The sequence below is a fragment of the Streptomyces sp. bgisy130 genome, assembly GCF_057708345.1.
Genome location: NZ_JBYISA010000011.1, coordinates 41,844 through 63,812, shown reverse-complemented (window position 1 = coordinate 63,812; position 21,969 = coordinate 41,844). Strand labels below are relative to the sequence as shown.

Sequence of the window (21,969 nt, the reverse complement as noted above, 5' to 3'; positions counted from 1 at the left end):
CGGACCGCCCCGGTTCAGTCGTCGTCCTCGCCGTACCCGTCCTCCGCGTCCTCGTCCCAGGTGTCACACCACTCCAGCCACTCCTCGGCGAGCGGCGCGAGGTTCCGGGGGCAGGCCCAGGCGTCCGGCTCCCGCGCGCCCTCCGGGGCAGGGAAGCTCTCCGGGGCACAGAGGTGGGCGAGGTGCGCACCGGCCTCGCCGGGCAGACCGGCCCCCGCTCCCGGGTGTGCGTCCCCGTGCGGGCACATCTCCGGCACCGCTGCGAGGGCGCTCTCCAGTACGGGGCGCAGCTCGCGGTAGACGGACGGCGGCGGGTCCGGGTAGGCGAGGTCCAGGCTGTGACACACGGTCAGGAACAGGATGAGGCGTTCGTGGGCGGTGCCGGGACCGCCCACGAAGCGGCGTGCGGCCCACACCCCGAGGTCCTCGGTCCGTTCCTCGCCCCCGTCGGCTCCCCGCAGCACTCCCGCCAGCCGCGCCGCGTCCCAAGTCCCGTCGGGACGCAGGCACTCCGCGTCCAGGTACTCCGTCCGGCGCTCGCCGAAGAACCGGTCGCGGGCCGCGGTGAGATGGCCGAGGGTGTCGCGGGCCAGCTCCTGTAGATGGGCGCGGCAGGTCCAGGCGGCGGGTGGCGCGTCCTCGATGCCGTCCTCGTGGCTCCGCTGGAGCCGGGCGCGGCCGCCCGGGGTGAGGAGGTGGTAGCCGGTGCCGGCATCGGTGTCCGGGTCGCCCGAGAGCTCGGGGTGGGCGCCGCCACCGTGCGAGCAGCTCGCGCCCTCCAGCGCCCGCAGCGCGGCTTCCAGCGTCCCGATCATGTCGTCGAGCACCCAGCGCGGCCTGATCATCCCGGAAGCGGCCTCCCAGCATCCGGCGCGGAGCAGGGCGAGGTGCCCGGCGAGGGCTCCCGTGGTGGGGTGCGCGGGGAGGCCGGTCCCGGCGCTGATCTCGTACGCGGGCTGGACGCCGCCGCGCGGATAGCCGTGCAGGACCGACGCGAGGTCCTCGATGCGGTCCTCGTAGTCGTGCGGAATGCGCTCGGGAATGCCCTGCGGGGTGCCGGGGGCGATGATCTCGGCGGCGATCCGCGCGAACACCGCGACGGCGTGCGGGCAGCGGTACTCCTCCTTGGTGCCCGGCTCCTGCCACGCCGGGTCCGCCTCGGTCGGCGTGCCGTTGCCGAGGAGCACCACGTCCGGAGCGCTGCCGGTCAGCCGGAGTTCATCGAACTCGATCTGTTCCAGGGCGCTTTCGTAGGGGTGCGTGCGGTGATCGCAGGGCGGGCCGTCCAGGGCGTGGGCCGCCGTGCGCAGCACCTCCGCGACCTGCCGAGTCGTCGCGTCATCCGCCCTCGTGGCGAGGTAGCGGGTCATCGAGAGCAGCCCGTAGACCCACTCGGCGGCGCGCTCGCCGCCCGGGTCGGCGGCGAGCCGGCGGGCACAGTCGAGGACGACCGGATCGGCCGCCTCGGCCGTGGAGCGGTGGTCGACCAGCCGCCAGGCGGCGGCGAGGTCGGCTATCGGGGCGTCGGCGGAAGCATGCATGATCCCGACGACGCCCCGGGGGCGGGAGTGGTTCCGCTCAGCGCGCGGTCTGCGTGTGGACGTACTCGACCAGGCGGGTCAGCGCGTCCGGGTCGGTGGTCGGCAGGACGCCGTGGCCGAGATTGAAGATGTGGCCCTCCAGGCCGGCGGCGGCGTCGAGGACCTCACGGGCCTTGGTCTCGACGGCCTCGCGGGGGGCGAAGAGCACGGCCGGGTCGATGTTGCCCTGGAGCGCCTTGCCGGGGCCGACCCGGCGGGCCGCCTCGTCCAGCGGGACCCGCCAGTCGACGCCGACGACATCCGCGCCCGCCTCGCCCATCAGACCGAGAAGTTCACCGGTGCCGACACCGAAGTGGATCCGCGGCACGCCCAGGCCCTCGACGGCGCGGAAGACCTTGGCGGAGGCCGGCATCACGGAGCGGCGGTAGTCGGCCGGCGAGAGCGCGCCGACCCAGGAGTCGAAGAGCTGCACCGCGCTCGCCCCGGCCGCGATCTGGACCTTGAGGAAGGCGGCGGTGATGTCGGCGAGCCGGTCCAGGAGGTCGGCCCACAGCTGCGGGTCGCCGTACATGAGGGCCTTGGTGCGCTCGTGGTTGCGCGACGGGCCGCCCTCGACGAGGTAGCTGGCGAGCGTGAAGGGCGCACCGGCGAAGCCGATCAGCGGGGTGCCGCCCAGCTCGCGGACGAGCATGCCGATGGCCTCGGTGACGTAGGAGACGTCACCGGTCTCCAGGGGGCGCAGCTGCTCCAGATCGGCGCGGGTGCGGATCGGGTTCTCGACGACCGGGCCGACGCCGGGCTTGATGTCGAGGTCGATGCCGATGGCCTTGAGGGGGACGACGATGTCGCTGAAGTAGATGGCGGCGTCGACGTTGTGGCGGCGCACGGGCTGGAGGGTGATCTCGGTGACCAGCTCGGGCCGCATGCACGAGTCGAGCATCGCGATGCCCTCGCGGACCTTGCGGTATTCGGGGAGCGAGCGCCCCGCCTGGCGCATGAACCACACCGGGGTGTGCGGCACCGGCTCCCGTCGGCAGGCCTTGAGGAAAGCCGAGTCGTACGTAGCGGTCTGCTGCTGGCCCGTGGCCTGGTTGTTGGCGCTCACGCCCCAAATCTTCGCACGACGGCCCGTCCGCCGATCGGGGCAGGTGGCCGATATCTCCACATGCGCCCGGGGGCGCCTCCGAATGGGCGACGCGCGCACCGGGTGTCCTCCCCGTATGCGGGCCCGGTTCCGCCTAATCTTCCGGGCATGGCTGCGGCTCACGAACACCTCGCGGACAGCGCGGACGAGGCCCCGATCCCCTTCCGTCAGGCGGTCGAGGCGCTCCGCGCGGCACGACTGCGGCCGGAGATCGAGATCGACCCGACACCCGCCCCGAAACGGCTCGCCCCGTTCGCGTACGCGCTGGAGGCGGCGGTCGTCGAGCGCGGCGCCGGTCCGGACGGCGAGGACCGGGATCTGGCGGACGGCCGGCTGGTGGTGCTGCACAACCCGGCCGGGGACGAGGCCTGGCACGGCACGTTCCGGGTGGTGACGCTGGCGCGGGCGGAGCTGGAGCCGGAGATGGGCGCCGATCCGCTGCTGCCGGAGGTGTCCTGGTCGTGGCTGACGGGGGCGCTGGACGCGCGCTCGGTGCACTACGGCGCACCGAGCGGGACGGTCACCCGGGCCGGCTCGCACTACTTCGGCGGGCTCGCGGCGCGTGAGCCGGCGACCCAGATCGAGATCCGGGCGTCCTGGACGCCGGCCGAGGGCCCCGGCGGGGTGCCGGATCTGGCGGCGCATCTGTCGGCGTGGTGCGATCTGCTGTGCCAGGTCGCGGGCCTGCCGCCGGCCCCGCTCGACATGACGACGCGCGCCGGGATCGTCCCGCTGCCGCAGCGCCGCGGCGCCCAGCCCCGCTGAATTCGGCACTTCCCGGACCGGGCCGCGGTGTTCGCACACCGTCGGCCCGGTGATCGTTTCGCTGCCCGCCCACCCCGCCGGCTCCGCTGAAGAGGTCCGGCGACGAGGTCCGCTGACGAGGTCCGGGCGGCATCTCGTACGGCTTTGATCATCTCGGTGCGCACCGGGCACTCACCCTGATCGATCACGCATCCGATTTGCCCGAATTGCCCCTAACTAAATCGTGATCAAAGTCTAAAGTCCCGCCGGATTACTGCCGAAGAGGTCAGTGACCCTTCAAACACGGATCATTCCGGCTCCCCCAAGTCGGCGTCCGTCCCCCGCCACTCCCCCCAGGAGGCCCGGTGTCTGTTCTTCTCGAGCAACCTTCGAGCCTGGTCGCCTACCGCCCGAACAAGCCGACGGCCATGGTCGTCGTGGCCGACCCTCGCGTGCGCTCCACCGTCACCCGCCACCTGTGGGCCCTCGGAGTGCGCGACGTGATCGAGGCGTCGTCGATCGCGGAGGCCCGTCCCCGCGTCGGCAATCCGCGCGACATCTGCGTTGCCGACGTCCACCTTCCCGACGGCTCCGGCCTCACGCTGCTGTCCGAGACCCGGGCGGCGGGCTGGCCGAACGGCCTCGCGCTGTCCGCGGCCGACGACATCGGTGCCGTACGCAACGCCCTGGCCGGCGGCGTCAAGGGCTATGTCGTCACCGGCACCCGCACCAACCTGGGCCTTCCCGGCCGCCCCGGCGCCTCGCCCATCGGCGCCAACGCGGCCCGTATGCAGCGCCGCCCCCCGGGCGCCCCCGGTCACCCGGGCGGCTACCGGGAGCTGTCGGGGCGCGAGGTCGAGGTGTTGCGGCTGGTGGCGGAGGGCCAGTCCAACAAGGCCATCGGTGTCTCGATGGGGCTGTCGGCGCTGACCGTCAAGAGCCATCTCGCCCGTATTGCCCGCAAGCTCGGCACCGGCGACCGGGCCGGAATGGTAGCCGTCGCATTGCGCACCGGCATCATTCACTGACCGTCCACATGACCGGCTCGCCCGTCGAGGGAACGTTCCCTCGACGGGCGACGTGCATACACAGATACCCTTGACTGGTGACCGACGCCCAAAAGACCGCAGCAGACACGACACTGCGAGCAACCGGAGACTCGCCTCCGGACCCCCGACCGGCGCCGGTCCCTCTCCTGGAGCCCCGCGAGGGCATCCCCGCGGTGACCGCCACGGACGAGGCACTCGCCGAGGTCGTGGCCGCCTTCGCGGCCGGTACGGGCCCGGTGGCCGTCGACGCCGAGCGGGCCTCGGGCTACCGCTACGGTCAGCGCGCCTACCTCGTACAGCTGCGCCGCGAGGGCGCCGGCAGTGTGCTGGTCGACCCGGTCGGCTGCCCCGACCTGTCGGCGCTGGGGGAGGCGATCGGCGACGCCGAGTGGGTGCTGCACGCCGCCACCCAGGACCTGCCGTGTCTGCGTGACATAGGGATGGTCCCCACCCGGCTGTTCGACACCGAGCTGGCCGGGCGGCTGGCCGGCTTCGCCCGGGTCGGCCTGGGCGCCATGGTCGAGAACGTGCTCGGCTTCGCCCTGGAGAAGGGCCACTCCGCCGTCGACTGGTCCACCCGCCCGTTGCCCGAGCCCTGGCTGCGCTATGCCGCGCTCGATGTCGAGCTGCTGGTGGATCTGCGGGACGCGCTGGAGGAGGAGCTGACGCAGCAGGGGAAGCTGGAGTGGGCCCGGCAGGAGTTCGCGGCGATCGCCGCCGCTCCCCCGCCGCCGCCCCGCAAGGACCCCTGGCGCCGTACGTCCGGCATGCACAAGGTCCGCCGGCGCCGTCAGATGGCGGTCGTACGGGAGCTGTGGACGGCCCGTGACCAGGTCGCCCAGCGGCGCGATGTCTCGCCCGGGAAGGTGCTCGGGGACGCCGCGATCGTGGAGGCGGCGCTGAGCCTGCCGCCGAACAGTCACGCGCTGGCGGGGCTGCCCGGCTTCGGCCACCGGATGGGGCGCCGGGCGCTGGAGCAGTGGCAGGCCGCCGTGGACCGCGCCCGTGCACTGCCCGAGAGCGAGCTGCCGCAGCCCGGCCAGCCGCTCAACGGCCCGCCGCCGCCCCGCGCCTGGGCCGACAAGGACCCGGCCGCCGCGGCCCGGCTGTCGGCCGCCCGCACGGCGGTCACCGCGCTCGCCGAGAACCTGAATCTCCCGCAGGAGAACTTGATCACTCCGGACACGGTGCGCCGGCTGTGCTGGGAGCCGCCGGCCGAGCCGACCCGGGAAACGGTCGCCGAGGTGCTGTCCGGCCACGGCGCGCGCCCCTGGCAGATCGAGCAGGTCGCGCCGATCCTCACCGAGGCGCTGCTGACGGACGCCGGCTGACGCGACTGCCCCGGGCGGAGCAAGACTCCGGCCCGGGGCAGGTGGGGCGGTCGCTCAGTCCTGATCGACGTGCATCCACAGGACCTTGCGGTTGGTCGCGTCGATCTCGTAGGTCGTCTCGTTCCAGTCGTCGAGGGTCACCACGCCCACCGTCCACGCCACGGTGTCGTTGTTGCCGTGGTCGGCGTCGCCGAGCTCGATGGTGGTGACGGTGCCCTTGGTCTTCGCGGTCGCCGTCTGCGCGGCCTGCTGGGCGGTGACGGTGGCCTTGGACAGCCGGGCGGCCAGCTGCTGCTTGTCATCGGGGTCGTCCGACTGGGGCTGCGGCTTCTGGGCCGTGCCGGAGACCGCGTCGACGCGCACGGCGTAGGCCGTCCCGTCGGTCGTCGCGACCACGGTGGCCCAATACGGGCTGGCGGGCGTCCCCTTGAGTTCCGCGGCGATCGCCTCCGAGGACGGGACGGCCGCGATCGCCGCCTTCAGCGCCTGCTCGTAGTCCGTCTTGACCTTGGAGATCAGGGCCTTGCGCTGAGCCTGGTCCGCGCTGAGCGAACCGCTCGGCGAGGCCGCGGTGGCGGGCACCGCCCGCGAGGGCGCGCTCTGGGGGCCTGCCGTGTCGTCGCTGTTCCCACAGCCCGACAGCAGCGCGCCCGCGGCGGCGACGGCACAGACCAGTCCGATCGTGCGCGGCCCCGCCGGACGTCCGCGCCGGACCACGACACCACTCCTATTCGTATCCATATGCGCACTTTAGGTGTGTGATGGGATGAATTGCGCCAAGACCCGACGGTATTCGGCTCTTTTCGATCGCCGGTTTCCGCCGGTTGTGGCGCCGCCGCCCGGCCGCCGGGGCGTCCGCCGGGTGTGACCTTCAACGCTCCGGGCGGTGGGGGTGTGCAGCTTGGTTACCCGTAAGTAGCATGTCGGTGTGAAGCGCCCTCCGGGGCGCCCCGCAGCAGCAGTGCCATCCCGCACCTGGAGGAGAGCCAACGTGCCTCGTACCGCTAGGGACGTCGTCTTCGTCGACGGCGTCCGCACCCCGTTCGGCAAGGCGGGCCCGAAGGGCATCTACCACGAGACCCGCGCCGACGATCTCGTCGTGAAGGCCATCCGGGAGCTGCTGCGCCGCAACCCGGCCCTGGACCCCGCGAAGATCGACGAGGTCGCCATCGCCGCGACCACCCAGATCGGTGACCAGGGTCTGACCATCGGCCGCACGGCCGGCATCCTGGCGGGCCTCCCGCAGTCCGTCCCCGGCTACTCCATCGACCGCATGTGCGCCGGTGCGCTGACCGCCGTCACGGCGACCGCCGGCTCCATCGCCTTCGGTGCGTACGACGCCGTCATCGCCGGTGGTGTCGAGCACATGGGCCGCCACCCCATGGGTGAGGGCGTCGACCCGAACCCGCGGTTCGTGAGCGAGAAGCTCGTCGACCAGTCGGCCCTGTTCATGGGCATGACGGCGGAGAACCTCCACGACCGCTACCCGCACATCACCAAGCAGCGCGCCGACGAGTACGCGGTGCGCTCGCAGGAGAAGGCGGCGAAGGCGTACGCGAACGGCAAGATCCAGCAGGATCTGGTGCCGGTCTCGGTGCGCAACACCAACGCGGAGGTCGGCGAGACGGGCTGGGGCCTGGTCACCGCCGACGAGCCGATGCGTCCGGGGACGACCCTGGAGAACCTCGCGGGCCTGAAGACGCCGTTCCGTACGCACGGCCGCGTCACCGCCGGTAACGCCGCCGGTCTCAACGACGGCGCCACCGCCTCGATCATCGCCTCCGAGGACTTCGCCCGGGAGCACAACCTCCCGGTCAAGATGCGCCTGGTCTCCTACGCCTTCGTCGGCGTCGAGCCCGAGGTCATGGGCTACGGCCCGATCCCGGCCACCGAGAAGGCGCTCGCAAAGGCGGGCCTGGGCATCGAGGACATCAACCTCTTCGAGGTCAACGAAGCGTTCGCCGTGCAGGTGCTCGCCTTCCTCGACCACTACGGCATCGCGGACGACGACGCGCGCGTCAACCAGTACGGCGGCGCCATCGCCTTCGGCCACCCGCTGGCCTCCTCCGGCGTGCGGCTGATGACCCAGCTGGCGCGGCAGTTCGAGGAGCAGCCGGAGGTCCGCTACGGCCTGACCACCATGTGCGTCGGCTTCGGCATGGGCGCGACGGTCATCTGGGAGAACCCGAACCACAAGGACGCCGGAGGCGACAAGTGAGCACCACCACCACCGCCGAACTCCTGAAGGGTGCGGCCGAGCTGTTCCCCGACGAGGTCGTCACGTCGGCGCACGTCCGCCACCTCGATCTGCCGTACGGCGCGGGCAAGTTCGCGCTGATCACGCTCGACAACGGCTTCGACCACACCAAGCCGACCACCTTCGGCCCCGGCTCGCTGGCGAACCTCAACGCCGCGATCGACCAGGTCGAGAAGGAGGCCGCGGACGGCGACATCGTCGGCGTCGGCCTCACCGGCAAGCCGTTCATCTTCGCCGTCGGCGCCGACCTCAAGGGCGTCGAGCTGCTGAAGAAGCACGAGGACGCGCTGGCCATCGGCAAGGGCGGCCACGAGGTCTTCAAGCGGCTGTCCGCGCTCGCCGTGCCGACCTTCGCGTACTACAACGGTGCGGCGATGGGCGGCGGCGTCGAGGTCGGGCTGCACTGCTCGTACCGCACGGTCTCCCAGGCCGCGCCCGCCTTCTCGCTGCCCGAGGTCTTCCTCGGTCTCGTCCCCGGCTGGGGCGGCTGTGCGCTGCTGCCGAACCTCATCGGCGCGGACAAGGCCGTCTCGGTCATCATCGAGAACTCGCTCAACCAGAACAAGCAGCTCAAGGGCCGGCAGGTCTTCGACCTCGGCATCGCGGACGCGATCTTCGAGGGCGCGGACTTCCTGGAGCAGTCGCTGATCTGGACGGCGAACGTCCTCAAGGGCGACGTCACCGTCGAGCGCCCCGAGATCGACCGTGGTGAGGGCTGGGACCAGGCCGTCGCCAAGGGCCGGTTCATCGCCGACGGCAAGGTGCACGGCGCCGCCCCGGCCGCCTACCGGGCGCTGGACATCATCGCGGCCGCCAAGGACGGCGACCTCCAGGCCGGTTTCGACGCCGAGGACCAGGCCCTGGCGGACCTGATCATGGGCGGCGAACTCCGCGCCGGCATCTACTCGTTCAACCTGGTGCAGAAGCGCGCCAAGCGGCCCGCCGGTGCGCCGGACAAGAACCTGGCGCGTCCGGTCAGCAAGGTCGGCGTCGTCGGCGCCGGTCTGATGGCCTCGCAGCTGGCCCTGCTGTTCCTGCGCCGCCTGGAGGTGCCGGTCGTGCTGACCGACATCGACCAGGAGCGCATCGACAAGGGTGTGGGCTATGTCCACGCCGAGATCGACAAGCTGCTCGGCAAGGGCCGGATCAACCAGGACAAGGCCAACCGCCTCAAGGCCCTGGTCTCCGGTGTCCTCGACAAGGCCGAGGGCTTCGCCGACGCCGACTTCATCATCGAGGCGGTCTTCGAGGAGATCGGCGTCAAGCAGCAGGTGTTCGCCGAGGTCGAGGCCGTCGCTCCGGCGCACGCGATCCTCGCCACCAACACCTCCTCGCTGTCGGTCACCGAGATGGCGTCGAAGCTGAAGCACCCCGAGCGGGTCGTCGGCTTCCACTTCTTCAACCCGGTCGCGATCCTCCCGCTGCTGGAGATCGTCCGCGGCGAGAAGACCGATGACGCCTCGCTGGCCACGGCGTTCGGTGTCGCCAAGAAGCTGAAGAAGACCGCGGTGCTGGTGAAGGACGCCCCGGCGTTCGTCGTCAACCGCATCCTGACCCGCTTCATGGGCGAGATCCAGAACGTCATCGACGAGGGCACCCCGGTCGAGACCGCGGAGAAGGCCATCGAGCCGCTCGGTCTGCCGATGTCCCCGCTGGTGCTGCTGGAGCTGGTCGGCCCGGCGATCGGTCTGCACGTCTCCGAGACGCTCAACCGCGCCTTCCCGGACCGCTTCACGGTCTCCCCGAACCTCAAGGCCGTCGTCGAGGCCGGCAAGCGCGGCTTCTACGTCTACGACTCCGGCAAGCCGGAGCTGGACCCCGAGGTCGCCGCGCTGCTCAAGCAGGGCGACTCGGTGCTGACGGAGGAGCAGGTCCGCGACCGTGTCCTGGACGCCGTCGCGCAGGAGATCGGCCTGATGCTGGACGAGGGTGTGGTCGCCGAGGCGCAGGACATCGACCTGTGCCTGATCACCGGCGCCGGCTGGCCCTTCCACCTGGGCGGCATCACGCCGTACCTGGACCGTGCCGGTGTCTCCGAGCGGGTGCGGGGCAAGAAGTTCCTGGCCCCGGGTATCGCGAGCGTGCCCGCCTAAGGGTGCACAGCTGACAGCGAAGGCGCGGGCCGGCTCGGCGGAGCCGGCCCGCGCTTTCGTGTGCCCGGGTCCGGTGGCGGCCCGGCATGGGAGGGTGGCGCCATGGATTCCTTGGTCATTGTCGATGCCGCGAATGTCGTCGGCTCGGTGCCCGACGGCTGGTGGCGGGACCGGCACGGCGCGGCGGAGCGGCTGCGCGACGCGCTGCCCGGCTACGCGGCCAGGGGGCTGCCGGGGCTGGTGCCGCCGCCCCTGGAGATGGTGCTGGTGGTCGAGGGCGCGGCGCGCGGCGTCGCGTCCGTCGAGGGCGTCCGGGTGGTCCCGGCGGCCGGCAGCGGCGACGACCGGATCGTGCAACTGGTGGCGGACGAGGGCACCGGCCGGGACTGCCTGGTGGTCACCGCGGACCGCGAACTACGGGACCGGGTCCAGGCACTGGGCGCCCGGGTGACGGGCCCGCGGGCGGTGTGGGGGCGGGGGCGCGGCGGGGATTAGGGCCTGCCTTCCTGTCCACATCCGGTTCCCGCCGTTCGGCCCGGATCATCTCCGCAACTCGCTGGACCACCTGGCCGGGCTCGTCGCCGGCAGGTGAGGTGGTCGTGCCCCGTATGCCACGGCGGGCGCGGCATACGGGGCCGAGCGGAGGGACCCGGGAGAGCGCGGCCGTCAGTCCTTGGCGGGCTTACGGGTGCGGAGGCCGAGGCGGCTGTGGGAGCGCCCGTACACGAAGTAGATGACGAAGCCGAGCACCATCCAGATGGCGAACCGGACCCAGGTCTCGGCGGGCAGATTGAGCATCAGCCACACCGAGGCGGCCACCGAGAGCACCGGCACCAGCGGTACCAGCGGGGTGCGGAAGGAGCGGGGCAGATCGGGCCGGGAGCGGCGGAGCAGGATGACGCCGACGGCGACCACGACGAAGGCGAACAGGGTGCCGATATTGACGAGTTCGGCGAGTTCGTCGATCGAGGTGAAACCGGCGACGACGGCGACGACGGCGCCCAGCACGATGGTCGAGCGGTAGGGGGTGCCGAACCGCGGGTGGGAGCGGGAGAAGGCCCGCGGCAGCAGCCCGTCCCGGCTCATCGCGAAGAACACCCGGCTCTGGCCGAGCAGCAGAATCATGCTGACGGAGGTCAGGCCGACGGCGGCGCCGAAGCTGATCACGCCCGCGTAGAAGGGGTGCCCGAGGTCCTTGAAGGCGTCGGCGAGCGGGGCGTCGGTGGAGAGCTTGCTGTACTTCTGCATACCGGTCACGACGATCGACACGGCCACGTAGAGGAGAGTGCAGATGGCCAGTGAGCCGAGGATGCCGCGTGGCACGTCGCGCTGCGGGTTGCGGGTCTCCTCGGCGGCGGTGGCCACGATGTCGAAGCCGATGAAGGCGAAGAAGACCACGGCCGCCGCGGCGAAGATGCCCATGGTCCCGAAGTTGGCCGGGGCGAAGCCGAACATCAGCTGGGACAGCGGGGCGGCCAGTCCGCCGCCGGCTTCGCTGGGCTCGCTGGGCGGGACGAACGGTGTGTAGTTGGCGCCGTTGATGAAGAAGGCACCGGCGATGATGACCAGCAGGACGACGGTGACCTTGATCCCGACGACCACCGCCGTCACCCGCGAGGACAGTTTCATCCCGAACACCAGAATGGCGGTCAGCAGCAGAACGAGGAGGAAGGCGAGCAGATCGAAGCCGAACCGCCCCTCATGGGTGCCGGACAGCGCGGCCGGCAGATGCAGTCCGGCGGAGTCCAGCAGGGAGCGCACATAGCCGGACCAGCCGACTGCGACCACCGCACAGCCCAGGGCGAGTTCCAGGATCAGGTCCCAGCCGATGATCCAGGCGGGCAGCTCCCCCAGTGAGGCGTACGAGAAGGTGTAGGCCGATCCGGCGACCGGCACGGTGGAGGCGAACTCCGCGTAACACAGCGCCGCCAGCGCGCAGACCACGCCCGCGACGACGAAGGACAGTGCGACGGCGGGCCCGGCCTGTTCCTTGGCGATTTTTCCGGTGAGGACGAAAATGCCGGTGCCGATGACGACACCGACACCGAAGACGGTCAGATCGAGCGCCGACAGGGATTTCTTGAGCGTGTGCTCCGGCTCCTCGGTATCCCGGATCGACTGTTCTACAGTTTTCGTCCGGAACAGACCGCGATTGCGGCGTGAATCGTGTGGTGTGCCGTGCTGTGTGCTCATGGGCGAACCTCCGCCTGGACGACCCTCGCAACTCTCCTGAACTGACCGAGTCTCCGCAATGTCTGGAAACAGTCAGCTTTGGCGGGCCTCCGGACGGAGGGGATTCACCCGATGGGGTGCGGCCGTACGTATGCCGATGGGCCGGGCGGGACATCCGTACGGATGACCGGCCCGGCCCATCGTGCCGTCGGCGGAATCAGTCGCGGGTGGCCTCGGCCGGCTCGGCCGCACCCTTGGCGCGGGCGTCCTCGGAGGCGTCCGCGGTGTCGTCGGCGGAGGCTTCCGCGGCCGGCCGGAGCGGGGGCTGGGGCAGCCCGTCGATCTTGGAGACCAGGCCGGTGACCTGGCGGGCGATGTCCGGTGCGGTGAGCCCGATCTCCGCCATGACCTCCTTGCGGGAGGCGTGGTCGAGGAACTGCTCGGGGATGCCGAAGTCGCGCAGCGGCAGATCCACACCCGCGTCGCGCAGCGCCTGGGCGACGGCCGAACCGACGCCGCCGGAACGGACGTTGTCCTCGACGGTGACCACGACCCGGTGCTTGGCGGCCAGCCCCGGCAGCGCCGCGTCGACCGGCTTGACCCAGCGGGGGTCGACGACCGTGGTGGAGATGCCCTGCTTGTCCAGCAGGTCGGCGATCTCCAGGCACATCGGGGCGAGCGCGCCGACGGACACCAGGAGGACGTCGGGCCGGGTGACACCCTCGGCGGGCTCGCGCAGCACGTCCATGCCGCCGACGCGACCGACGGCCTCCACGGCGGGGCCGACGGCGCCCTTGGAGTAGCGCACCACGGTGGGCGCGTCATCGACCTCGACGGCCTCCCGCAGCTGGGCGCGGACCTGGTCGGCGTCGCGCGGCGCGGCGATCCGCAGACCGGGGACGACCTGAAGGATCGACATGTCCCACATGCCGTTGTGCGAGGCGCCGTCGGTGCCGGTGATCCCGGCCCGGTCCAGCACGAAGGTGACGCCGCACTTGTGCAGCGCGACATCCATCAGCACCTGGTCGAAGGCGCGGTTGAGGAAGGTGGCGTAGACCGCGAAGACCGGGTGCAGACCGCCGGTGGCCATGCCCGCGGCGGAGACCGCCCCGTGCTGCTCGGCGATGCCGACGTCGAAGACGCGGTCGGGGAAGGCCTTGGCGAACTTGTCCAGGCCGACGGGCTGGAGCATGGCCGCCGTGATGGCGACGATGTCCTTGCGCTCCTTGCCGAGCTCGACCATCTCGTCACCGAAGACGGACGTCCAGTCCTTGCCGCCCGAGGAGATGGGCAGGCCGGTGTCGGGGTGGATCTTGCCGACGGCGTGGAAGCGGTCCGCCTCGTCCTGGAGGGCGGGCTGGTAGCCGCGGCCCTTCTCGGTGAGGCAGTGCACGATGACCGGGCCGCCGAAGCGCTTGGCGCGCGTCAGCGCGGACTCCAGCGCCTCGATGTCATGACCGTCGATCGGGCCGACGTACTTCAGGCCCAGGTCCTCGAACATGCCCTGCGGGGCGATGAAGTCCTTCAGGCCCTTCTTGGCGCCGTGCAGGGTCTCGTAGAGCGGCTTGCCGACGACGGGCGTGCGCTCCAACAGGTCCTTGCCGCGGGCCAGGAAGCGCTCGTAGCCGTCCGTGGTGCGGAGCGTGGCCAGGTGGTTGGCGAGGCCGCCGATGGTCGGGGCGTAGGAGCGCTCGTTGTCGTTGACGACGATGACGAGCGGGCGGTCCTTGGCGGCGGCGATGTTGTTGAGCGCCTCCCAGGCCATGCCGCCGGTCAGCGCGCCGTCACCGATGACCGCGGCGACCCGGTCGTCACAGCCGCGTACCTCGTTGGCCTTCGCGATGCCCTCGGCCCAGCCCAGGACCGTGGAGGCGTGGCTGTTCTCGATGATGTCGTGCTCGGACTCGGCACGGGAGGGGTAACCGGACAGGCCGCCCTTCGCCTTGAGCCTGGAGAAGTCCTGACGGCCGGTGAGCAGCTTGTGGACGTAGGACTGATGCCCGGTGTCGAAGAGGACCTTGTCCTTCGGGGAGTCGAAGACACGGTGCAGGGCGATGGTCAGCTCGACCACACCGAGGTTCGGGCCGAGGTGTCCGCCGGTCTTGGACACCTCATCGACAAGGAAGGTACGGATCTCCCCCGCCAGCTGCTCCAGCTGCTCCGGGTCCAGTCGGTCCAGATCGCGCGGTCCCTTGATACGGGAAAGCAGCGCCCTCCCGTCGCCCGCCACCGCCCCGGCCGGACGCGCTTTGCGCGGCACCTCCTGCACCCCTGCCTCCTTGCTGCTTGCTGCCTGCTGCCGTGGATCGAGCTTGCCGATCAGATGAGTCTAATGTCGCGCCCGCCGCGCCGACGCCCGGGCCTTGCGATGTATGTCACTCGGGTGAACCGGGTTCCGGCACACCGCACGGCGTCGTCACCGCACGCGGACCGGCCCCCACCGGATGATGCCCGGTGGGGGCCGGCGACGTCGTGCGAGCGGCGCGGTCAGGTACGTCCGGCCGTCTTCTGCGTCCGGCGGGAGACCGAGTCGATCACCACGGCGGCGAGCAGCACCGCGCCGGTGATCATGTACTGGATCTCACTCGCCATGCCGAGCAGGTTCAGGCCCTGCTGGATCGACTGGATGACCAGCATGCCCAGCAGCGCGGACCAGATCTTGCCCCGGCCGCCGAAGAGGCTGGTGCCACCGATGACGGCCGCCGCGATGACGTTCATCAGGGTGTTGCCGGAGCCCAGGTTCTTGGTGGCGCCACCGGAGAGGCTGGCGATGAACAGTCCGCCGAAGGCCGCGAGCATGCCGGAGACCGCGAAGACGCTGATCCGGATCTTGTTCACATTGATGCCGGCCCGGCGCGCCGCCTCGGCGTTGCCGCCGACCGCGAAGATCTGCCGTCCGTAGGTGGTGCGGCGCACCACGAAGTCGGCGATGACCAGGACCGCGAGGAACAGCACCAGGGCCAGCGGCAGACCGCGGGCGCCGGCCGGCTCGTTCAGGACATAGGCGACGACGAAGGCGAGCACCGCGACCACGCCGGTGCGCAGCAGGATCTCGCTGAGCGGGCGGGACGGCAGCGCGGCGGCCCGGCGGCGCTTGCTGTCCAGCAGCAGCGATCCGGCGTAGGCCAGCACCGCGACCACCGCGAGGCCGTAGGCGGCGCCCTTGTCCTCGAAGTAGTAGCCGGTGAGGTTCTCCACGACACTGCCGCTCGGCGTGTTGATGGAGCCTTCCTTGCCCATCATCCAGATCTGGAGGCCGCTCCAGCCGAGGAATCCGGCCAGGGTGACGACGAAGGCCGGCACTCCGATCTTGGCGAAAAAGAACCCGTGCAGGGCGCCGATCGCCACACCGGTCGTGATGGCGATCAGCACCGCGAGCCAGTCGTTGACGCCGTTGGTGACGCTGAGTACGGCCCACACGGCCGCGCCGACACCCGCCACCGAGCCGACGGACAGATCGATCTCGCCGAGCAGCAGCACGAAGACGATGCCGACGGCCATGATGCCGAGGCCGGAGGTGTAGACGCCGATGTTGGCGAGGCTGTCCGCGGACAGGAAGCTGCTGTTCTTGAGCTGGAAGACGACCGCGATGACGAACAGGCCGATGATGACCGGCAGCGAGCCCAGCTCACCGCCGCGCACCCGGCGCTTGAAGTCGTTGAGATAGCCGGCGAAGCCCTGTTCGCGGACGAGCAGCCGGGGGTCGACGGCGGCCGCCTGGACGGCGTCCGCTGCGGGGGTGTCCGTGGCGGCGGCGTCCGTGGTCTCCGCGTCCTCGCCCGCCGCGGGCTCCTTCGTGAGGTCGTTCACGCGCCGGCCTCCTTCTTCACCTGGTCCGTGCGTGCCTTGCGGCGGGTCACGGCGTTGTCCGAGGCGCCGGTGATGGCGGCGATGACCTCTTCGTGGGAGGTGCCCTCGACGTCGAAGACACCGTTGTTGCGGCCCAGCCGCAGCACCGCGACCCGGTCCGCGACGGCCTGCACATCGGCCATGTTGTGGCTGATGAGGATGACGCCCAGACCGCGCTCCCGCAGCCGCTCGACGAGGTCGAGGACCTGCGCGGTCTGCTCGACACCGAGCGCGGCGGTGGGCTCGTCCAGGATGACGACCTTCGGGTCGCCGATCAGTGCCCGGGCGATGGCGACGACCTGCCGCTGACCACCGGAGAGCGCCGCGACCGGGATCCGGACGCTGGGGATCCGGATGGACAGGGTGTCCAGCAGCTCCTTGGCCCGCTTCTCCATGGCGATCTCGTCAAGAACACCGACGGTGCGGGTCTCGTTGCCGAGGAAGAGGTTGGCGACGACATCGAGGTTGTCGCAGAGCGCGAGGTCCTGGTAGACGGTGGCGACGCCGAGTTCCTGGGCGTCGTGCGGCTTGTTGATGCGGACCGTCGCGCCCTGCCATTCGATGGCGCCGTCGTCGACCGGGTGAACACCCGAGATGGTCTTGACGAGGGTGGACTTGCCGGCGCCGTTGTCGCCGACGAGGGCGACCACCTCACCGGGATGGATCTCCAGCGTGACGTCCGTGAGTGCCTGGACGGCACCGAACCGCTTGGAGATTCCGCGCAACGCCAGCACAGGCGTAGCGGACACGTGAATCATCTCCTTCGCCGCCGTCACAACGGCGGGGATGGTGGTGCGTGGAGCGGGGGGCTTGCGGGGACGGTCCGGCGTCCGCGCCCGGGACGGGCGGCGCGGGTACGGGCCGGTAGGGGTAGGGACCGGTCTCGCGGACCGGGCCGGGTGGGAGCCGGCCGGGATACGGACCGGTGGGGGTGCGGGCCCGTCGGGATACGGGCCGGTGGAGGGAGGGGCCGGGCCGGGGCCGCGGGGCGGTGCCGCGCGGCCCCGTCTGCCCGGGAGCCCGGGGCCGGGGGCCTGGGACCGGGCCGGGGAGCCGGCGCCGGAGGGCCCGGGGCCTTACTTGATGCCGGCCGCCTCGCAGGCCTTCTTGGCGTCGCCGGCACAGATCTGGCTCGCCTTGTAGACCTTGTCCTTGAGGATCGTGGAGGCGATGTTGTCCTTGGTCACGATCTGCGCGTCGTACAGCTTGGCCGGGATGTCCTTGACCTCGCCGCTGAGGCTGTCGACCTTGGTGTCCGTCAAGGAGTCGATCTTCTCGCCCTTGAGCAGCTTGACCGCGATCTCGGCCGTGGAGTCGGCCTGCGGCTTGATCTGCTTGTAAATGGTGAACGCCTGGTCACCCTTGAGGATCCGCTGGAGACCCGCGAGCTCGGCGTCCTGGCCGCCGACCGGGACGTCCACGCCCTTCTGCTTGAGCGCGGTGATGATGCCGCCGGCCATGCCGTCGTTCCCGGAGTAGACGCCCTGGAAGCCGTCCTTGCCGAGCGAGTCGAGGGCGGCGCTCATCTTCTTGTTGGCCTCGTCAGGCGACCAGTCGGGGATGTCCTGCTCATACGCGATCTTCTTGACCTGCTTGTCGAGGACGCTGTGGGCGCCCTTCTTGAAGAACGGCATGTTCGGGTCGGTCGGCGAACCGTTGATCATGACGACATTGCTGTCCTTGGCCTTGTCGCCGAGCGCCTTGACCAGCGCCTGCCCCTGGAGGCGGCCGATCTTCTCGTTGTCGTAGGACACGTAGGCGGAGATGTTGCCCTCGGCCAGCCGGTCGTAGGCGACGACCTTCACGCCCTTCTTGGCGGCCTGGTTCACCCAGGACTTGGTCGCCTTGTAGTCGACGGCGTCCAGAATGATCACCTTCACGCCCTGGGTGATCAGCGCGTCGAACTGCTTCTTCTGGTTCTCGGTGTCCTGCGAGGCATTGTTGTACTGCACCTTGCAGTCGCTGCACAGCGCGTTGATCTTCGACTCGATGAGCGGGCGGTCGAAGGTCTCGTAGCGGGTGGTCTTGTTCTCCGGCAGCAGCAGACCGATCGTCTTGTTGTCGCCGCCACCCGACTTGGCGCCGTCACCGGCCTTGCCGCAGGCGGCCACGGAGAGCGCCATCGAGACAGCGGCGGTGCCTATGACGACGCGACGCGTCCAAACGTTCATTGGGGTTGCCTCCCTGACGAGGCCGCGTCCTTGCGGCCGAGGTGGCTGGAAGTCAACTCGGCCGCCAGCCGACCGTCAAGGAGTTAATCCTTAACGAGATGACAACGGTGCCATGCGTTAGCTGTGTGAACTCAGCGCGCTCACGCCAGGGCGGGAGCATCTGCCGGCTGTACCCCGTCGAGCAGGGTCGAATCGCCCATCTCGCTCAGCACCAGCGCCAGCGCGCCGAGCACCTCCGCCCGGCCGCCGAGCGTGCCGGGGACGATGCCCAACTGCCGTGCCGCGCTGGGGATCGCGTACCGCGACACCGACTCACGGATCGGCGCCAGCACCAGCTCACCGGCCTCGGCGAGATCCCCGCCGAGCACCACTCGGCTGGGATTGAGCAGATTGCACAGATTTGCCACACCACTGCCGATATAGCGCCCCACGTCCGCAATGACCCGGCGGCAGCCAGGGTCGCCCTCACGGGCCAGCTGGACCACCCGCGCCATGGTCAGATCGGGCCCGTGACTCGGCTGAAGCAGCGGGAGGACGTACCGGGCCGCGGTGAAGGTCTCCAGGCAGCCACGGTTGCCGCAGCGGCACACCGGGCCGGCCTCGTCCAGCGTGATGTGCCCGATCTCGCCCGCCGTGCCGCCCGGCCCGCGGTAGATCTGCCCGCTGATCACCAGCCCGGCGCCGACACCGCTGGCGACCTTGATGTACGCCAGGTCGGCGGCCCCGCGGCCACCGCCCCACACCAGCTCGCCCAGCGCGCCGAGGTTGGCGTCGTTGTCGACGTGGACGGGCACCCCGAGGCGCCCCGAGAGCTCCTGGCCGGGGTTCGTGCCCGTCCAGCCCGGCAGGATCGCCGTGGAGCCGAGCGTCCCGGATTCGACGTCGATCGGCCCCGGCACGCCCAGGCCGACGCCGACGACCTTGCCGGAGTCGATCCCGGTGGCCGCGATCAGCCGGTTGACCAGCTGTTCCGCCCGGTCGAAGCCCTCGGCGGCGGAGGCGTCCACATCGATCGGCTCGGCCTCCTCGGCGAGCACCTGGTGGGCGAGGTTGCCGACCGCCACCCGCAGATGGGAATGCCCGAAATCGACCCCCACGACGATGCCCGCATCGCCGGAGAGCGAGACACTGCGCGCCCGCCGCCCGCCCGCCGAGGTCGGCGTCACCTCAACGGTTCCGCCGTCCTTCAACTCGCGAACGATGTTGGAAACGGTGGCCGCGGACAGCCCCGTGCTCCGGGCGATCTCCGCCTGCGTGAGTGAGCCCGCCATACGCACCGCGCGTACGACTCGCTCCAGATTGGCCCGGTGCAGCGAGGACTGCGACCCTGGAGTCTCCATCGACTCATCCACTCCCGTCTGGGGCCGGGGACGCCTCCCAGCGGCAGCTGGGGAGGCACGACGACCGCCCGCCGACCGCACCCACATCGTCGGGGGGCGGCCATCGATTCAACATGTGAACTCTAAGCAGAACGCCCGCCGGGAAGTCTCGTCAAGGCGTTGAGCCCGGCATGATCGGGAAGCGGCTGATCCGGATACCCGCGAAGGCGGCCCCGCCGTCGCGGAGCCGCCCGGGGAGGCGTGCCGTAGGGCATGCCAAGGTGGCGCAAATCTTTCGCCGGGAGCCGGTGGGCGCCGGACCGCCGGCCCTCCGGCCTCCGGCCCCGCCTCCCTACTTCAGTGCGCCGGCCGTCAGACCGGCCACCACCTGCCGCTGGAAGATGATGTACGCGGCGAGCACTGGCAGCATCGCGATCGTCAGCCCGGCGAACAGACCGGACCAGTCCCCCTTGTAGCCCTGACTCACCGCCAGCGCCACCAGACCCTGCGTCAGCATCTTCTTGTCCGGCTCACCGACGTTGAGCACCGTCGGCAGCAGATATTGGTTCCACTGGCCGAGGAAGTTGAAGATGCCGACGCTGATCAGGCCGGGCTTGGCCATCGGCAGCATCACCTGGAAGAAGGTGCGGGTGTGCGAGGCGCCGTCGATGAGCGCCGCCTCGGCCACCGAGGTGGGCAGCGTCCGGAAGAACCCGCTGAGGAAGAAGACCGTGAACGGCAGCGAGTAGGCGATATAGACCAGGATCAGGCCGTGGTACGTGTCCAGCAGCGCCATGTTCTTCATGACGAAGAACAGCGGGACCAGCGCCAGGATGACCGGGAAGCCCATCCCGCCCACGAACAGGAAGTACAGAAAGCGGTTGCCGGGGAAGTCGAAGCGGGCCAGGACATACGCCGCCATCGACCCCAGCAGCATCGTGCCGATCAGCGAACCGCCCACGACGATCAGCGAGTTGAGGAAGTACTGGCCCATGTTCGCCTTGTCCCAGGCGCGCGACCAGTTCTCGAAGTGCAGGACCGACGGCAGCCCCCAGGGCGAGCCGAAGATCTCGCTGTCGTCCTTGAAGGAGCTCACCACCGCCCACAGCAGCGGCATGGTGACCAACAGGCCCCAGATCACCAGGACTCCGTGCGAGAAGACATTGAGGACCTTGCCCTCAGCACTCCCGCCGCCGGGGCCTGTGCCGTCCTTCCGCGCCTGGCCGCCGCGCGGGCCGGGCAGCCGCGCCGCGTCCGGAGCCGGTGTGTGCTCCTTCGTCACCCCCGGGAGGTCCGCGGGGTCGGTCTGCGCACTCATCAGAACTCCAGTCGCTCGCGCCGGCCCAACCGCATGACGACGGCCGAGAAGACGAGGGTCACGATCAGCAGGGAAACGCCGATCGCGGTCGCATATCCGGCCTGCCCGTCGCGGAAGGTCTTCTGGTACACGTACAGCGGAAGGACCTCGGTCGCATAGTCGGGGCCGCCCGGACCGACGCTCATGATCTGCACGAAGGCGAAGGCCGACACGTCCAGGGCGAGAATGCCCATATAGATCCAGCCGGTCTGGACGGTGTCCCACAGCAGCGGCAGCGTGATCCGGAAGAAGGTGTTGAAGCGGTTCGCGCCGTCCAGCAGCGCGGCCTCGTAGAAATCCTTCGGAATGGAGCTCATACCGGCGGAGAAGAGCACGACATAGAAGCCGACATTGGCCCACACCATCGCGGCCATCACACACCACAGCGCGATCTGCGGATCGCCCAGCCAGTCCGGCTGCACACCGTCGAGCCCGATCGCGTCGAAGAAGGCGTTGAGTGCGCCGCTCTCCGGGTTGTAGGCGAACTGGAAGAGCAGCGCGACGATCGGGACCGACAGCACCTGCGGGAAGAAGTAGAGGATTTTATAGGCGCCCGAGCCACGCACTCCGCCGATGACCGCCTTCTTCCGGCGGCGGCCACCGACGTTGAGCATGAAGGCGAAGAAGAGCCCGAGCGAGAGCGTCACCACCGGCAGGAGCAGCAACAACGTCACACTGTTGCCCACGGCGGACCAGAAGACCTCGTCCTGGAAGAGGCGCGCATAGTTATCGAAGCCGACCATCTTCATGTCCGGACTCAGTCCGGTCCAGTCCGTGAAGGAGTAGTAGATGGCCTGCACAAAGGGCGAGATCACGAAGATCGCGTAAATCGCCAGCGGGAGGACCAAGAATCCCGCGATGAAACGGTACTTACCGTGTTTCATGACTACCGATCCCGTTCTCTGCCTGCGCGTGCCGCCGCCGGTACCGCATCGAACGTCG

At 70.3% G+C, this 21,969-nt stretch carries 17 protein-coding genes; 6 read left to right on the top strand and 11 right to left on the bottom strand.

Annotation, left to right across the window (positions count from 1 at the left end; all coding sequences use genetic code 11):
* Window positions 1-14: 14 nt before the first annotated feature.
* Entirely contained in the window at window positions 15-1,541 is a 1,527-nt protein-coding gene (locus AC3EUV_RS17060) for a hypothetical protein (protein ID WP_435603244.1), read from the bottom strand.
* A 37-nt stretch (window positions 1,542-1,578) separates the two neighbouring features.
* Window positions 1,579-2,646 (bottom strand): uroporphyrinogen decarboxylase, encoded by a 1,068-nt coding sequence (gene hemE, locus AC3EUV_RS17055; RefSeq protein ID WP_432142769.1) that lies wholly within the window; start codon window positions 2,644-2,646, stop codon window positions 1,579-1,581.
* Between the two features lie 147 nt (window positions 2,647-2,793).
* On the opposite strand from hemE, the gene AC3EUV_RS17050 reads away from it, so the two are divergent.
* The 3 genes from AC3EUV_RS17050 to AC3EUV_RS17040 all read left to right on the top strand — a co-directional run bounded on the left by AC3EUV_RS17050 (window position 2,794) and on the right by AC3EUV_RS17040 (window position 5,809).
* Entirely contained in the window at window positions 2,794-3,450 is a 657-nt protein-coding gene (locus AC3EUV_RS17050) for a DUF3000 domain-containing protein (protein WP_432142770.1), read from the top strand.
* 344 nt (window positions 3,451-3,794) lie between these two features.
* Window positions 3,795-4,457 carry a response regulator transcription factor gene (locus tag AC3EUV_RS17045; protein WP_018088879.1) on the top strand — a complete coding sequence of 221 codons (663 nt, stop codon included), beginning with the start codon at window positions 3,795-3,797 and terminating at the stop codon, window positions 4,455-4,457.
* A 77-nt stretch (window positions 4,458-4,534) separates the two neighbouring features.
* A complete protein-coding gene (locus AC3EUV_RS17040) occupies window positions 4,535-5,809 on the top strand; it encodes an HRDC domain-containing protein (RefSeq protein WP_432142771.1) in 1,275 nt (424 codons plus the stop codon).
* A 54-nt stretch (window positions 5,810-5,863) separates the two neighbouring features.
* Here AC3EUV_RS17040 and AC3EUV_RS17035 read toward each other — a convergent pair whose 3' ends face one another.
* The gene (locus AC3EUV_RS17035; protein ID WP_435603243.1) at window positions 5,864-6,550 is read right to left on the bottom strand and encodes a PepSY domain-containing protein; all 687 of its coding nucleotides are present in this window, start codon (window positions 6,548-6,550) and stop codon (window positions 5,864-5,866) included.
* Between the two features lie 250 nt (window positions 6,551-6,800).
* On the opposite strand from AC3EUV_RS17035, the gene AC3EUV_RS17030 reads away from it, so the two are divergent.
* The 3 genes from AC3EUV_RS17030 (at window position 6,801) to AC3EUV_RS17020 (ending at window position 10,654) form a co-directional block, all read left to right on the top strand.
* On the top strand, window positions 6,801-8,027 hold the full coding sequence (locus tag AC3EUV_RS17030) for a thiolase family protein (RefSeq protein WP_432142773.1): 1,227 nt from the start codon (window positions 6,801-6,803) through the stop codon (window positions 8,025-8,027).
* The gene (locus tag AC3EUV_RS17025; protein WP_432142774.1) at window positions 8,024-10,159 is read left to right on the top strand and encodes a 3-hydroxyacyl-CoA dehydrogenase NAD-binding domain-containing protein; all 2,136 of its coding nucleotides are present in this window, start codon (window positions 8,024-8,026) and stop codon (window positions 10,157-10,159) included. The genes AC3EUV_RS17030 and AC3EUV_RS17025 overlap by 4 nt, the downstream gene beginning before the upstream one ends.
* Window positions 10,160-10,261: 102 nt before the next feature.
* Entirely contained in the window at window positions 10,262-10,654 is a 393-nt protein-coding gene (locus AC3EUV_RS17020; protein ID WP_432142775.1) for an NYN domain-containing protein, read from the top strand.
* Window positions 10,655-10,825: 171 nt separating this feature from the next.
* On the opposite strand, the gene AC3EUV_RS17015 is transcribed toward AC3EUV_RS17020, so the two are convergent.
* The 8 genes from AC3EUV_RS17015 to AC3EUV_RS16980 form a co-directional block, all read right to left on the bottom strand.
* Entirely contained in the window at window positions 10,826-12,352 is a 1,527-nt protein-coding gene (locus AC3EUV_RS17015; RefSeq protein ID WP_432142776.1) for an amino acid permease, read from the bottom strand.
* Window positions 12,353-12,548: 196 nt separating this feature from the next.
* The gene (dxs, locus tag AC3EUV_RS17010) at window positions 12,549-14,600 is read right to left on the bottom strand and encodes a 1-deoxy-D-xylulose-5-phosphate synthase (protein WP_432142777.1); all 2,052 of its coding nucleotides are present in this window, start codon (window positions 14,598-14,600) and stop codon (window positions 12,549-12,551) included.
* 218 nt (window positions 14,601-14,818) lie between these two features.
* A complete protein-coding gene (locus AC3EUV_RS17005; RefSeq protein WP_432142778.1) occupies window positions 14,819-16,141 on the bottom strand; it encodes a sugar ABC transporter permease in 1,323 nt (440 codons plus the stop codon).
* A complete protein-coding gene (locus AC3EUV_RS17000) occupies window positions 16,138-16,938 on the bottom strand; it encodes an ATP-binding cassette domain-containing protein (protein ID WP_432142779.1) in 801 nt (266 codons plus the stop codon). The genes AC3EUV_RS17005 and AC3EUV_RS17000 overlap by 4 nt, the downstream gene beginning before the upstream one ends.
* Before the next feature lie 318 nt (window positions 16,939-17,256).
* A complete protein-coding gene (locus AC3EUV_RS16995; RefSeq protein ID WP_432142780.1) occupies window positions 17,257-18,351 on the bottom strand; it encodes a substrate-binding domain-containing protein in 1,095 nt (364 codons plus the stop codon).
* 140 nt (window positions 18,352-18,491) lie between these two features.
* Complete coding sequence (locus tag AC3EUV_RS16990; RefSeq protein WP_432142781.1) at window positions 18,492-19,691, bottom strand: ROK family transcriptional regulator; 1,200 nt, start codon at window positions 19,689-19,691, stop codon at window positions 18,492-18,494.
* A gap of 331 nt (window positions 19,692-20,022) precedes the next feature.
* Window positions 20,023-20,988 (bottom strand): carbohydrate ABC transporter permease, encoded by a 966-nt coding sequence (locus tag AC3EUV_RS16985; RefSeq protein ID WP_432142782.1) that lies wholly within the window; start codon window positions 20,986-20,988, stop codon window positions 20,023-20,025.
* A complete protein-coding gene (locus AC3EUV_RS16980) occupies window positions 20,988-21,911 on the bottom strand; it encodes a carbohydrate ABC transporter permease (RefSeq protein WP_432142783.1) in 924 nt (307 codons plus the stop codon). Before AC3EUV_RS16980 ends, AC3EUV_RS16985 begins: the two co-directional genes overlap by 1 nt.
* Window positions 21,912-21,969: the final 58 nt, after the last annotated feature.

Coding starts and splice junctions, on each gene's coding strand:
- AC3EUV_RS17035 (WP_435603243.1), bottom strand. CDS start 6,550: ATGGATACGAATAGGAGTGGTGTCGTGGTCCGGCGCGGACGTCCGGCG.
- AC3EUV_RS17015 (WP_432142776.1), bottom strand. CDS start 12,352: ATGAGCACACAGCACGGCACACCACACGATTCACGCCGCAATCGCGGT.
- AC3EUV_RS16990 (WP_432142781.1), bottom strand. CDS start 19,691: ATGGAGACTCCAGGGTCGCAGTCCTCGCTGCACCGGGCCAATCTGGAG.
- AC3EUV_RS16995 (WP_432142780.1), bottom strand. CDS start 18,351: ATGAACGTTTGGACGCGTCGCGTCGTCATAGGCACCGCCGCTGTCTCG.
- AC3EUV_RS16985 (WP_432142782.1), bottom strand. CDS start 20,988: ATGAGTGCGCAGACCGACCCCGCGGACCTCCCGGGGGTGACGAAGGAG.
- AC3EUV_RS17050 (WP_432142770.1), top strand. CDS start 2,794: ATGGCTGCGGCTCACGAACACCTCGCGGACAGCGCGGACGAGGCCCCG.
- AC3EUV_RS17000 (WP_432142779.1), bottom strand. CDS start 16,938: ATGATTCACGTGTCCGCTACGCCTGTGCTGGCGTTGCGCGGAATCTCC.
- AC3EUV_RS17020 (WP_432142775.1), top strand. CDS start 10,262: ATGGATTCCTTGGTCATTGTCGATGCCGCGAATGTCGTCGGCTCGGTG.
- AC3EUV_RS16980 (WP_432142783.1), bottom strand. CDS start 21,911: ATGAAACACGGTAAGTACCGTTTCATCGCGGGATTCTTGGTCCTCCCG.
- AC3EUV_RS17060 (WP_435603244.1), bottom strand. CDS start 1,541: ATGCATGCTTCCGCCGACGCCCCGATAGCCGACCTCGCCGCCGCCTGG.